General features: G+C 59.3%; 11 protein-coding genes and 1 pseudogene. All 12 read right to left on the bottom strand.

The window, feature by feature from the left end; translation table 11 throughout:
• Positions 1 to 6: 6 nt before the first annotated feature.
• Entirely contained in the window at positions 7 to 807 is an 801-nt protein-coding gene (locus ISF27_RS02540) for a phosphatidate cytidylyltransferase (RefSeq protein ID WP_194608819.1), read from the bottom strand.
• A 15-nt stretch (positions 808 to 822) separates the two neighbouring features.
• Entirely contained in the window at positions 823 to 1,548 is a 726-nt protein-coding gene (locus tag ISF27_RS02535) for an isoprenyl transferase (RefSeq protein ID WP_194608818.1), read from the bottom strand.
• Positions 1,549 to 1,614: 66 nt separating this feature from the next.
• The gene (gene frr, locus ISF27_RS02530) at positions 1,615 to 2,169 is read right to left on the bottom strand and encodes a ribosome recycling factor (RefSeq protein ID WP_194608815.1); all 555 of its coding nucleotides are present in this window, start codon (positions 2,167 to 2,169) and stop codon (positions 1,615 to 1,617) included.
• A 56-nt stretch (positions 2,170 to 2,225) separates the two neighbouring features.
• The gene (gene pyrH, locus ISF27_RS02525; protein ID WP_194608813.1) at positions 2,226 to 2,930 is read right to left on the bottom strand and encodes a UMP kinase; all 705 of its coding nucleotides are present in this window, start codon (positions 2,928 to 2,930) and stop codon (positions 2,226 to 2,228) included.
• 84 nt (positions 2,931 to 3,014) lie between these two features.
• Entirely contained in the window at positions 3,015 to 4,331 is a 1,317-nt protein-coding gene (locus tag ISF27_RS02520; protein ID WP_194608811.1) for a chloride channel protein, read from the bottom strand.
• Positions 4,332 to 4,340: 9 nt separating this feature from the next.
• On the bottom strand, positions 4,341 to 5,285 hold the full coding sequence (gene ftsY, locus ISF27_RS02515; protein ID WP_194608809.1) for a signal recognition particle-docking protein FtsY: 945 nt from the start codon (positions 5,283 to 5,285) through the stop codon (positions 4,341 to 4,343).
• Positions 5,272 to 8,844, bottom strand: a complete 3,573-nt coding sequence (gene smc / locus ISF27_RS02510; RefSeq protein WP_194608807.1) for a chromosome segregation protein SMC — start codon at positions 8,842 to 8,844, stop codon at positions 5,272 to 5,274. The genes ftsY and smc overlap by 14 nt, the downstream gene beginning before the upstream one ends.
• Before the next feature lie 125 nt (positions 8,845 to 8,969).
• A pseudogene (rnc, locus tag ISF27_RS02505) lies at positions 8,970 to 9,647 on the bottom strand (ribonuclease III); the annotation flags it as partial.
• Between the two features lie 57 nt (positions 9,648 to 9,704).
• Positions 9,705 to 9,935: an acyl carrier protein gene (acpP, locus tag ISF27_RS02500; RefSeq protein WP_194608802.1), complete on the bottom strand. Its 231-nt coding sequence runs from the start codon at positions 9,933 to 9,935 to the stop codon at positions 9,705 to 9,707.
• Entirely contained in the window at positions 9,925 to 10,944 is a 1,020-nt protein-coding gene (gene plsX / locus ISF27_RS02495) for a phosphate acyltransferase PlsX (RefSeq protein ID WP_194608800.1), read from the bottom strand. The genes acpP and plsX overlap by 11 nt, the downstream gene beginning before the upstream one ends.
• Before the next feature lie 185 nt (positions 10,945 to 11,129).
• Complete coding sequence (rpmF, locus tag ISF27_RS02490) at positions 11,130 to 11,312, bottom strand: 50S ribosomal protein L32 (protein WP_194608798.1); 183 nt, start codon at positions 11,310 to 11,312, stop codon at positions 11,130 to 11,132.
• Positions 11,313 to 11,521: 209 nt separating this feature from the next.
• On the bottom strand, positions 11,522 to 12,724 hold the full coding sequence (locus ISF27_RS02485) for an acetate/propionate family kinase (protein ID WP_194608796.1): 1,203 nt from the start codon (positions 12,722 to 12,724) through the stop codon (positions 11,522 to 11,524).
• Between the last annotated feature and the right edge of the window lie 13 nt (positions 12,725 to 12,737).

Below are 12,737 nucleotides of genomic sequence, written 5' to 3'. Positions count from 1 at the left end.
TCCCTATCACTTTGCCAGGAACATCAGCGCGAGATAGATCGCCGGCGCTGTGAAGATCACACTGTCAAACCGGTCCATGATGCCGCCATGCCCGGGAATCAGGTGCCCGTAATCCTTGATGCCGTGATTCCGCTTGATCCCCGAGGCGGTGAGATCGCCGATCTGCGAGATGAGGGCGCCGATGCCACACGAGAGCGTGCATGCGATTGCCGGATTCGCGAGCGTGAGCCTGTCCGCGAAAACCATGCCGAACAGGAACCCGAGAAGAGCCGCTCCGAGCGTCCCGCCGACAGCCCCTTCCACCGTCTTGTGCGGACTGAGAACCGGCGTCATCTTATGCCGCCCGAACAGCCGCCCCGAGCAGTAGGCCAGCGTGTCGCAGCCCCAGGCACTCAGGAAGATCAGCCAGACAAGGTACAGGCCGTCCGGCATCATACGCACCCGGTATACATACGACATCATAACGCCTGGATACACAACGCCGAGAAATGCCTCCGCGGCCTGCTCGATCGTGAATTTCGGGAACTGAAGGACATAGCAGGCCATAACCGCCATCAGGGAAATCACGATGAAGAGCTGCGCGAGGCTCTCCGCCCGATGGGCGGTGAGAATGTAAAAGGCGGCACAGCAGGCATAGCCGGCGATGCCGGGAGCCGCCTTCTCGATGCCGACCGCACGGTAATATTCAAACATGCCGATCATGGCGACAAGAAATGTCGCAAGAAAGACCACAGATCCCCCGGCAAGCATGACCGCGATGAGAACCGCCACCAAGGCGATTCCGCTGATGAGTCGGGTGACAAACATATAACCGCCTCCTGTTTATGCCTTAACGCCTCCGAAGCGCCGGTCGCGCCGATTGTACGCGCGGATCGCCCGGATCAGCTCCTCCCGGTTGAAATCGGGCCAGAGGACATCGGTAATGTAAAATTCCGCGTAGGCGAGCTGCCAGAGCAGGAAATTGGACAGCCTAAGCTCCCCGCTTGTGCGGATGAGCAGGTCCGGATCGGGGATTCCCGCCGTATCCAGATAGGCAGCGACCTTCTGTTCCGTAATCTCCCCCGGGTCCAGGATTCCGGACCTCACCTCCTCCGCAATCCGGCGGACGGCACGGGTAATCTCATCCCTTCCGCCGTAATTCACGGCGATGACGAAGGTCAGCCCGGTGTTCTCCTTCGTCCGCTCCTCCAGCTGGCGGATCCCCTCCTGGAGATCCGGGGCAAACCTTGTCCGCTCGCCGATCATTTTCACCCGAACATTGTTGGCTGTGGCGATCTTGAGCAGGCGCTTCGTATAAAACCGGAACAGGTTCATGAGGGTGCTCACCTCATCCTCCGGCCGCTTCCAGTTCTCCGTAGAGAATCCGTATACCGTAAGATACCGGATCCCGAGGCGCGCCGCGTCCTCCACGGTCTGCTCCACGGCGGCGCAGCCCTGCTTGTGGCCCGCGGTCCGCGGGAGTCCCCGCTTCTTTGCCCAGCGGCCGTTGCCGTCGAGAATAATGGCGACATGCCTGGGGATGACAAGACCTTCCAGTTCCTCTGCCATAAAAACCCATCCTTTCACAGAAAAGGGGGCAGAAAACCTGCCCCCTCTTTCGGCTTTCTCCGCGAATCAGACCGTCATAATCTCCTTCGTCTTGTCCTCGACGGCCTTGTCCACTTTCTTCATCATCTTGTCCGTCGCCTTCTGGATATCATCCTCAAGATTTGCCTGGTCATCCTCGGAAATATCGCCGTTCTTCTGCATCTTCTTGACCTGCTCGTTGGCATCGCGGCGGATATTGCGGACAGCCACCTTGGCCGCCTCGCCCTTCTTGCGGACGTCCTTCGAGAGTTCCTTTCTGCGCTCCTCGGTGAGCTCCGGGAACACCAGGCGGATCGTCGAGCCGTCAGTGTTGGGATTGATGCCGAGATCCGAGGTCTGGATCGCCTTCATAATGGCATTCACCATCTTCTTGTCCCAGGGCGTGATCTGGATGATCCTCGCCTCCGGAACGGTCACATTGGCCACCTGCTGGATCGGGGTCGGCGAGCCGTAGTAGTCTACCCGGATGTGGTCCAGCACATGGGGATTGGCGCGCCCGGCGCGGATGGCGGTGAACTCCTCGATCATCGCGTTGTAGGACTTCGTCATCTTCTCGTCGTATACCTTGAGTCTCTCATCCATAAATTCCTTCTCCTTATTCTGGCAGGCTTTCCTGCCCGCCGGATAATTTTCCTTCGTCAGTCCGCGGTCACGATCGTTCCGTTGACCTTGCCCCTGAGGGCGTTCTCGATGCCGTCCTTCTCATTCAGGCTGAACACCGCAAGCGGGATGTGATTCTCCATACAGATCACGGAGGCAGTCAGATCCACAACCTCAAGCTTCCGGTCAAGAACCTCCTGGATGGAAATCCGGTCGAATCGCTTCGCATCCGGATTCTTCTTGGGATCGCTGTCATAGACACCGTCCACAGACTTCGCCAGGAGGATCATGTCCGCGTCAATCTCCGCCGCGCGGAGCGCGACCCCGGTGTCTGTGGAGAAGAACGGATGTCCCGTACCGCCGGCAAAGAACACCACCGTGCCCTTCTCCAGGGCCCGGACCGCCTTATCCTTGGAGAAGAGCTCCGTCATGGCACCGACAGCAAACGGCGTCATGATCTTCGTCTTCATCCCCTCCGAGCGGAAAATCTCCGAGACATAGATGCAGTTCATCACGGTCGCCAGCATGCCGATCTGGTCCGCCTTCGTGCGGTCGATCGCCTTGCTCGAGCGGCCTCTCCAGAAATTGCCCCCGCCGGTGACAATGCCAACCTCTATCCCGGCATCCACAGCCTTCTTCACCTGCACAGCGACAGCGCGCACAGTATCCTCGTCGTAGCCGGTCTTCTTCTCGCCGGCAAGCGCCTCGCCGGAAAGCTTGAGCATTACCCTCTTGTTTTTCATGGACCGAATCCCCTTTCACAGAGTTCCTTCATTTCTTCTGATTATAGCATACCTTGCCCAAAGATGCGACGAAAACTAGCAGGCTCAGTTCTCCCCCTTCTTATGCTCTCTTTTTGCCTTCCACCGCTGCAGATAAGCGGAAAATGTGATGTTCCGCATTTTCCTGTTGATCCGTACCGCCTTGGTCTTGCCAAAGTCTGCGCTCTGGGAGGAATACAGGCTGAAATAGCCGGAGAAGGTGAAGCTCACGGCGATGACGATAACAAAATAGGGCATCGCGCTGTAGCCGAACATCTCAAACCCGATCAGCAGGGCGGTCAGCGGGCAGTTGGTCACGCCGGCGAAGACCGCCAGCATCCCGCAGGCCGCACAGAGCCCCGCCGGAAGCCCGAGGACGTTCGCGAAGACGCAGCCGAAACAGGCGCCCACGGAGAAAGCCGGAACGATTTCTCCGCCCTTGAAGCCGGCCTCCAGGGTCAGCGCGGTAAAAATGGACTTCAGGAAGAAATCCCAGGGGAGCGCTTCCCCCTTGAGCGCGCTGACAATCAGGTTCGCCCCGGTGTTGTTGTAACGGTAGGACCCGTCCAGGAGCGTCAGGACGATGACCAGAATCGCACCGGTAAGAATGCGGACGGTCTTATTTTTCAGCGTCCGGTCATAGAATCCCGCCGTCTCCGTGAGGAGCATGCAGAACAGGATCGCGACCACGGCCGAGGAGAGCCCGAGCGCCACGGTCAATACCGCGTTCGGCTCGGAAAATGCGGGAACCTCCCCCATGGTAAATACCGTCGGGGCAAGATGCATCCGGATGGAGATGTACCTCGCGAAAAACGCTGAGAACACGCAGGGTACGAGCGCGGAATAGTAGATCATGCCGACGCTCACAATCTCCATCGCGAAGAGGGCCGCCGCCATCGGCGTCCCGAAGAGTGCGGAAAATACACCAGCCATCCCGCACATGACCGCGATTTTCATGTCCCCCTCATTCAGGCGGAAGATCCGGCCGAACATCGTGCCAAGGCCGCCGCCCATCTGGAGTGCTGCCCCCTCGCGGCCGGCGGAGCCGCCTGCGATGTGGGTGAGCAGGGAGCCGAAATAGATGGCCGGCACAATCCCCGGCCGGACATTATTCTCCCCCGCGACCGCCTCCAGCATGGCGTTCGTTCCCCGGTTGTTGTCCTCCCCGAGCACATGGTAGAGAAGCAGGATCAGAAGGCCGCTGGCCGGAAGAAGGAAGAGCAGGCCATGGTGCGCCTGAAAGATGCCGCTGGTCCAGGCCACGCCCAGGCCGAAGGAACCGCCCACAAAACCTGACGCAGCGCCGATCACGAGGGACAGGAGGGTCCACCTGGCCAGATAGATCATATTTTTTATTAAAGTCCCTTCACCCTCAGGCTGCATAGCTCCTCCTCACGCCTTCTCCGCTTCGCCTGCGGTAAACAATGCGTTCACAAAGTCATTCGCGTCAAATTTCTGCAGGTCGTCAATCTTCTCTCCGACGCCGACATACTTCACCGGGATGCCGAGCTCAGACTGGATCGCCACCGCGATTCCCCCCTTTGCCGTGCCGTCGAGCTTGGTCAGGATGATGCCGGTGATCTTCGCCGCATCCATAAACTGCTTCGCCTGCGCCAGGGCGTTCTGCCCGGTTGTGCCGTCGAGGACGCAGAGTGTCTCCCGGTAAGCGTCCGGGTATTCCCGGTCAATCACCCGGTTGATCTTTTTGAGTTCCTCCATCAGGTTCTTCTTATTGTGAAGCCGCCCCGCCGTGTCGCAGATCAGCACATCCGCGTTTCTCGCCTTTGCCGCCTGGATGGCGTCATAGATCACCGCCGCCGGGTCGGAGCCCTCCTGCTGGGAGATCAGCTCCACGCCGGCGCGGTTCGCCCACTCGGACAGCTGCTCGATCGCCCCTGCCCGGAAGGTATCCGCCGCCGCGAGGATGACTTTTTTCCCCTCATGCCGGATCATGTCCGCGAGCTTGCCGACCGAGGTAGTCTTGCCGACACCATTGACACCGACCACAAGGACGACCGATTTCCGGTTTTCGAATTCGTAGGCATTCTCATTCGGAACCATCTGCTCCTTGATCGAGCTGATCAGGAGATCCCGGCATTCCGCCGGATCCTTGATGTGGTTCTCCGCAACCTTTTTCCGGAGATCCTCGACGATGGCCGTCGTGGTTTTTATGCCGATGTCCGCCATGATCAGCGTCTCCTCGATCTCCTCATAAAAATCCTCATCGATCGCGGAATATCCGCCGAAAATACTGTCGATCCCCTGCGCGATCGATTTCCTGGTCTTGGTCAGGCCTTCCACCAGGCGGCCGAAAAATCCTTTTTTAGTCTCTGCCATGTTTTTCTTCTCCTTCCAGGTCCGCCGCGATCAAGTTCACGGAAACCATAGTCGACACGCCCTTCTCCTGCATGGTGATCCCGTAGAGCCTGTCGCAGCCGAGCATGGTGCCGCGGCGGTGGGTGATGACAATAAACTGCGTGTGGCTGGTCAGCTTGTGCAGATAGCCGGCGAAGCGGTCCACGTTGGAATCGTCGAGCGCCGCCTCGATCTCATCAAGGAGGCAGAACGGCGACGGTTTCAGGTTCTGGATGGCGAACAGGAGCGCGATCGCCGTCAGCGCTTTCTCCCCTCCGGACAGCTGCATCATGTTCTGCAGTTTCTTGCCCGGCGGCTGGGAGATAATCCCGATGCCGGCCTCGAGGACATCCACGCCCTCCTCGAGCTTTAAGGACGCCGTCCCGCCGCCGAAGAGTTCCTTGAATACCTGGTCGAACTCTTCGCTGATCCGCCGGAATTTTTCGGTGAACTGCTTCCGCATGCCCTCATCGAGCTCGGTGATGATCCTGGTGAGCGCCGCCTCCGCGGCAACCAGATCGGCATGCTGCTTCTCCATGAACGTGCACCGCTCGGAGACTTCCTTGTACTCCTCGATGGCGTTCACATTCACATTGCCGAGCGCACGGATCTCCCCCTTCCGGGCCGAGATTTCCCTGCGCATCGCCGCGGCGGAGCCCAGGTCCTCATCGCGGAGCTTCTCGGCATCGTCATGCTCCATGCCGTATTCGGTGCGGATATAATCCGACTGCTGGGAAATGCGGTCGGCGTATTTTTCCAGCTGGTTCTGGATCCGGAGAAGGTCGCGGTCAAGAAGGCGCATTTCCTCGTCGAGCTTTTCTTTCTCCTCAAAGAATGCCCTCTGCTGCCCGGCCTTCCCGGCTTTCTCCTCCCGGAGCCCGTCCGTCTTCTGCTTGAGGCCGGCAAGCTCCCGTGTCCTCTCCTCCATCCGGGCACCAATCTCCTGAAGTTCCCGGGAAAATCCGGCAACGCGGTCCCCGCGGCCGGAATTCTTCTCCCGGAGGCTTTTCTCCTCCGCCTCAAGGCTTCGGATCTCCTCCGCGAGGCGCGCGGCGTTCTGGCGGAGGAATTCGCCCTTCTGCCTGAGACGGGAATCCTCAACGCGCTTTTCCGAGAGGCTCTGTTCCGCTTCCTCACGGCTTTCCCTCAGGCGGGAAAGTTCCATCCCGAGGCTTTCCGCCTTCTCGGAGAGGCTGCCATTTTGCTCATCAATCTCCTGCTCTGCCCTCTCCGCGTCCGCCTTCATTTCACGAAGTTTGCCGATCTCCGCCTGGAGATCCGCGGAATCGGCTTTGAGCCCGGCAAATGTCTTTTTCAGTTCCTCCCGCTTCTCCTCCGCCTGCTTAAGCTGCATGGCGAGCTCCCGGTTCTCAATTGTGAGTTTCTGGCTGTCTTTTCCGGCCTCATCCGCCTCCTCGGCGGTGCGCTCGTGCTGTTCCTCCGTATTCACAAGAGACTGCTGAAGCTTTTCCACCTTCTCGAGCGCTTTCGCGCAGGCATTTTCCAGATCCTCAAGTTCCCGCTTACGGCCAAGGAGGTTGCTGCTGTTCCGGAACGCGCCGCCGGTCATGGAGCCGCCGGGGTTCAAAAGCTCCCCGTCCAGCGTGACAATCCGGAGGCTGTAGTGGTTCGCCCGGTTTAAGGCGATTGCGCTGTCGATATTGTCGGCCACCACGGTTCTCCCGAGCAGCTGGGAAATCACCCCGCGGTATCTCGGCTCAGTCCGGACCAGCGTGTCCGCCATGCCGATGACGCCCTGCCCGGTGACCGGACGGCCGCCTTCCCGCTCGCGCATGCTGGTCAACGGAAGGAAGGTTGCCCTGCCGAACCGGTTCTGCTTGAGAAAGCCGATCATCCGCTTTGCGGTCAGCTCGCTGTCGGTGACGATATTCTGGATCTGGCCGCCGAGCGCGGTCTCGATGGCAGTCTCATAGCGGCGGTCGGTGCTGATGAGGTCAGCCACCACCCCCAGGATGCCGGGAACCCTGCCGCGCTGCTCCATGACCCGGCGGATCGAGCTGCCGTAGCCGTCGTAGCGCTCGGCCATGTTCCTTAAGCTCTCCCTGCGGGTGTCTGCGATGTGGTATTCCTGCTGGGCGCCCGAGAGGGCACGGTTCAGCCGGCGGATCTCCTCCTCCTCGGCGGCGGATTGATTGCGAAGTGTCCGGATCTTCTCCGCAGCACCGGCGAGGGCGCGCTCGTTCTCCGCGAGGCGCCTTCGGCAGTCCGCAAGCTCTTCCGAACCCGCGGTCTCGTCGCTCCGGTAGCGCTCGATGCGGGTGGCATTTTCCTCCTGCCGGGAGGACATCTCTTCCAGCCTGGTCGCAAAACGCTGCTTTTCCGCGGAGATCTGCGCCTTTTTCCCCAGGGAGCTGATGATGGCTTCCCTGGCTTTCTCAATCTCCGCCTCTTTTTCCGCGGCTGCCCGGGAAGCTTCCGCGAGCGCCTGCTCCGCCCCTGCAATAGCCTCCGCTGATCCGGCTGCCTCATGGGCATAAGCTTCCTGCTGCTTCTTCGCCGTCTCGGCCTCGTCCCTGTGCTTTCTGAGGTCGTCCGTGACGGTGTGCAGGCGCTCGTCCACCTGGCTCTCCGCCTGCTTCTCGCCGGCAATCTGCTGGGTGAGGACATCCCGCCGGCCTTCCAGGGACCGGATCTCGAGCTCGGCGTTCTTCGACGCCTCATCGCCCTCGGCGATCTCCCGGTCCAGCGCCTCCGCCTCGTCGGCAAGCTTCTGGTGCTCTGCCCGCTTTTCCTCCGCCGCGGCCTTCACCTCGGCAAGGCGCTCCTCCACGGTATTTTCCCGCTTCTCCGCCTCGGTGTACTGCTCTCGGAGAGACTTGGTCTCCGTGAGAAAGAGGTTGACATCATACACTTTGAGCTGTTCCCGGAGTTCCAGGTACTTTTTCGCCTTCTCCGCCTGTCCTTTCAGCGGGTCAACCCGCTTTTCAAGCTCGGAGAGGATGTCGTTGATCCGGACGAGGTTCGCCTGCTCATCGTCCAGCTTCTTCTGGGCTTCCGCCTTCCTTCGGCGGAATTTCACGATGCCCGCCGCCTCATCCAGAAGGGCTCTGCGCTCCTCCGGTTTCCCGGAGAGAATCTGGTCAATCTGCCCCTGGCCGATGATGGAATAGCCCTCCTTGCCGATGCCGGTGTCATAGAACAGCTCGTTGATATCCTTCAGGCGGCAGGAGGTGCCGTTGATCTTGTATTCACTCTCCCCGCTCCGGTAGAGCCTGCGGGAGACGGTCACCTCATCGTAGCTGACCGCGAGGACATGGTCGGAATTGTCCAGCGTGATGGCCACAAAGGCAAATCCCTGCGGCTTTCGCTGTTCTGTGCCGGAGAAAATGACATCCTGCATGGATCCGCCCCGGAGCTGCTTTGCGCTCTGCTCGCCGAGCACCCAGCGGACCGCGTCCGCGACATTGCTCTTGCCGCTCCCGTTCGGGCCGACAATGCCGGTAACGCCGTTGTGGAACTCGAAGACGATCCGGTTCGCAAAGGATTTAAAGCCCTGGATCTCGATGCTTTTTAGATACATTCGCCTCTCCCGCTGCCGTCTGATCCGGCCTCCGCCTTATCCTTCCCGCTGCCGTCCGGCCCGGCCTCCGCCTTATCTTTCCCGCTGCCGTCCGGCCCGGCCTCCGCCTTGCCTTCCGTGCCCCTTCTGAGCTTCATCAGCCCGCGGAAGGCCGCGCTCTGTTCTGCCGCCTTCTTGGTGTGCCCGGTTCCCCTGCCGATCTCCTCGTCGCCGACGAGGGCGGCAACCTCAAAGGTCTTGTTGTGATCCGGCCCGGACTCCCCGACCAGCACATAGGTGAGTTCTCCCCTGTCCGCGCCCTGCACAGCCTCCTGGAGGATGGTCTTGCTATCATAAAAGAGTTTCTTGTGCTCCATGTCATTCATGACAAACCGGAGGACAAATTCTTTTGCGCTGGCAAAACCACCATCCAGGTAAATCGCGCCGATCAGCGCCTCAAAGGCATCGCTGACGATGGAATTTCTCTTTCTTCCCCCGCTCGCGTCCTCGCCCTTGCCGAGAAGCAGGTAATCGCCGAGGGCAAATTCCTCCGCGCAGTAGGCGAGCGTCGGCTCGCAGACCAGGCTGGCCCGGATCTTGGAGAGATCCCCCTCCGGCATTTCCGGATAGTGCCGGAAAAGATATTCGCTGCTCGTCAGCTCCAGCACCGCGTCGCCGAGAAATTCCAGACGTTCATTACTCCCGGTATGGCCGAGGTGCTTCTCATTGGCATAGGACGTGTGGGTGAGCGCATGGCTGAGCAGCGCCGTGTCCTTGAAAGAATAGCCGATCTTTTTCTGTAATTCAGTCAGGTTGAGATTCATGGAAGTCCCTTCTTAAGAAAAAGCCCTGCGCGGTTAAGCGGCAGGGCCAGAACAACATCACTGCTTCACATTGGCAAGCATATCTGCCGCGTCGCCAACGGTCACGATCTTCTCGATTTCCTCTGTGGGGATCTCGACATCAAACTCGTCCTCGATCGCCATGACAATCTGCACCACATCCAGGGAATCCGCGCCGAGATCGTCGGCAAATTTCGTGTCCGGTGTGACATCCTCGCGGTCCACATTCATGACTTCCGCGACAATTTCCTGCAGCTTCTCAAATTCCATCGTTTTTCTCCTCCTCCGGGAACAGGCGCTGTTTGATTTTTTCATTGATCTGTTCCTCGTTAAATGTTACACACTGGAATATTGTGTTGCGCACGATCTCCGCATCGGCGGTTCCGTGGGTCTTGACGACGAGCCCCTTGAGGCCCAGAAGCGGTGCGCCGCCGTAGTGGTTCACATCAAAAGTTTTCAGTGTTTTCTTTAGTGCCGGCTTAATCAGCAGCCCGCCGATCTTCGCGCGCGTGCTGGAATAGATTCCCCTCTTGATATTGGACAGCAGGGTCATCGCAAGGCCCTCGTAGAGCTTGAGAATGACATTGCCGGTAAATGCCTCCGTGACATACACATCCGCGGCACCGTGGGGGATCTCCCTGGACTCAACATTGCCCACAAAATTGATCCCGGGGCAGGCCTTGAGAAGCGGGAAGGTTTCCTTCGCCAGGGCATTGCCCTTCTCCTCCTCGACGCCGATATTGACCAGCCCGACGCGCGGATTCTTGATGCCGACAATATTTTCCATATAGACGGAGCCCATCTGCGCAAACTGCACCAGATGGGACGGGCGCGCATCCACATTTGCCCCGCAGTCGATCAGGAGCGCCGGCCCCTTCTCGGTCGGAATCAGCGGAGCGAGCGGCGGCCGCTCGACGCCCTTGATCCTGCCGACGATCAGCTGGCCGCCGACCAGGACCGCGCCGGAACTGCCGGCGGAGCAGAAAGCATCCGCGCCCCCGTCCTTCACCAGCTTCATGCCGACTACGATCGAGGAATCCTTTTTCTTCCGGATGGCAAGGACGGGCGGCTCCCCGGTCTCGATCACCTCGCCGGCGTTCACAATATCAACCAGGTTCTCATCCTTCCCCTGTTCCCGGATGATCTTCCGGATGACCTCCTCCTTACCGACAAGGATCACCCGGATATCCTTCCGTTCTTCCGCGGCCAGAAGGCCGCCCTTTACAATCTCCAGGGGCGCATTGTCCCCGCCCATGGCATCCACCGCAACACGAATCATCTTTTTCTTCCTGTCCTGTTTCTTATTGTTCTGCCTGCCCTCTCCCCTCGGAGAAAAACATCGGTTTCATGATAGCAAAAAGCATGGTCAAAATCAACGGCCGGATCATTTTCCCCGTAGACAGCAAAAGTCCCCGGTGCGCACCGGGGACTTCCATCGATAATCTTCGCGAAGAAAAAACGTCATCAGTCAGCGACCTTGACGATCTCCTTTTTATTGTATGTACCACAGTTCTTGCAGACTCTGTGAGGCATCATGAGGGCACCGCACTTCGGGCACTTAACCAGATTCATTGCACTCATCTTCCAGTTCGCTCTGCGACGGTCTCTCTTACCCTTCGAAGATTTGTTCTTGGGACAAATAGACATGTTTCCACCTCCTTGTCAAAAAGCACTGCTCATTATTATACCCAGGTCAAAAACAGATGTCAACAGAAATTTAGGTGCACTCAATCACCTGCCGTGCCGCCGGGCGCGCCCTTAAACGCAGATAAAGCGGGCCGGAAAACCGGCCCGCCCCAAAGGCAGCCCGCGGGGACTTCACGTCAGGCTCTCTCTTTTCTCTAATCCGCAGCGCTTCAGGCTTCCTTGCCGCTGACAATTGCCAGGGTGTCTCTCGCGATCGCGAGCTCCTCGTTGGTCGGGATCATAAGCAGCTTCACCTTGGAATCCGGTGTGGAGATCACTCTCTCCTGTCCGTGCATCTCGTTGGCCTGCGGGTCAAGATAAGCGCCCAGATAGGTCAGGCGGGAGCACACGGAGGTTCTCATGTTCTCGGAATTCTCGCCGATGCCCGCGGTGAACGCGATGGCATCCACGCCGTTCATCGCCGCCGCGTACGCGCCGATGTAGCAGGCAACCCTGTAGCGGAAGATGTCGAGGGCAAGCTGGGCTCTCTCGTTGCCCTTCTCCGCCGCCTCGGCAAGGTCGCGGCCGTCGCTGGAAAGACCGGAAATGCCGAGAAGGCCGGACTTCTTGTTCAGGATCTCATTGACCCCGTCAAAATCCAGGTTCTCTTTCTTGCCGATGAAATCGATGATCGCCGGGTCGATGGAACCGGAGCGGGTTCCCATAACAAGGCCGTCGAGCGGGGTGAAGCCCATCGAGGTATCGACAGACTTGCCGCGGTTAACCGCGCACACGGAAGCGCCGTTGCCGAGGTGGCAGACAATGACCCGGAGATCCTCCGGCTTCTTGCCAAGCATCGCGGCAGCTCTCAGGGAGACATAGCGGTGGGAGGTTCCGTGGAAGCCGTACTTTCTGATCTTGTACTTCTCATAGTACTCATACGGAAGGCCGTAAATATAGGCAACCGGCGGCATCGTCTGATGGAAGGCGGTGTCGAATACGGCAACGTTCGGAACGCCGGGCATGAGCTTCTGGCAGGTGCGGATGCCGATCAGGTTTGCCGGATTGTGCAGCGGGGCAAGTTCATTGCAGTCCTCGATCGCCTTGATCGTCTCGTCGGTGATCAGGCAGGAAGCGGAGAACTTCTCGCCGCCGTGTACGACACGGTGTCCAACCGCGCCGATCTCCGCGAGCGAGCTGATCACGCCCTTCTTCGCGTCGGTCAGGGCATCGATGACTGCCTGCAGGGCTTCCTTGTGGGTCGGCATCGGGATGGAGCTCTTCTCCTTCTCCCCGCCGGCCGGCTGGTAGGTCAGCGCGCCGTCGATGCCGATTCTCTCACAGAGGCCCTTTGCAAGAACCTTCTCGGTCTCGGAATCGATCAGCTGGTACTTGAGGGATGAGCTTCCGCAGTTGATGACTAAGATATTCATGTTATCCTCCTGA

This window comes from Clostridium vitabionis (assembly GCF_015351765.1).
Classification (GTDB): domain Bacteria; phylum Bacillota; class Clostridia; order Lachnospirales; family Lachnospiraceae; genus Clostridium_R; species Clostridium_R vitabionis.
Note: the sequence above shows the minus strand (reverse complement) of the source record. Positions and strands in the feature narration are given on the sequence as shown.

Bases quoted from the DNA above. Each gene is read 5' to 3' on its own strand.
- ISF27_RS02520 (WP_194608811.1), bottom strand. From the start codon at position 4,331: ATGCAGCCTGAGGGTGAAGGGACTTTAATAAAAAATATGATCTATCTG.
- ISF27_RS02540 (WP_194608819.1), bottom strand. From the start codon at position 807: ATGTTTGTCACCCGACTCATCAGCGGAATCGCCTTGGTGGCGGTTCTC.
- rpmF (WP_194608798.1), bottom strand. From the start codon at position 11,312: ATGTCTATTTGTCCCAAGAACAAATCTTCGAAGGGTAAGAGAGACCGT.
- plsX (WP_194608800.1), bottom strand. From the start codon at position 10,944: ATGATTCGTGTTGCGGTGGATGCCATGGGCGGGGACAATGCGCCCCTG.
- acpP (WP_194608802.1), bottom strand. From the start codon at position 9,935: ATGGAATTTGAGAAGCTGCAGGAAATTGTCGCGGAAGTCATGAATGTG.
- ftsY (WP_194608809.1), bottom strand. From the start codon at position 5,285: ATGGCAGAGACTAAAAAAGGATTTTTCGGCCGCCTGGTGGAAGGCCTG.
- frr (WP_194608815.1), bottom strand. From the start codon at position 2,169: ATGGATGAGAGACTCAAGGTATACGACGAGAAGATGACGAAGTCCTAC.
- smc (WP_194608807.1), bottom strand. From the start codon at position 8,844: ATGTATCTAAAAAGCATCGAGATCCAGGGCTTTAAATCCTTTGCGAAC.
- ISF27_RS02485 (WP_194608796.1), bottom strand. From the start codon at position 12,724: ATGAATATCTTAGTCATCAACTGCGGAAGCTCATCCCTCAAGTACCAG.
- ISF27_RS02535 (WP_194608818.1), bottom strand. From the start codon at position 1,548: ATGGCAGAGGAACTGGAAGGTCTTGTCATCCCCAGGCATGTCGCCATT.
- pyrH (WP_194608813.1), bottom strand. From the start codon at position 2,930: ATGAAAAACAAGAGGGTAATGCTCAAGCTTTCCGGCGAGGCGCTTGCC.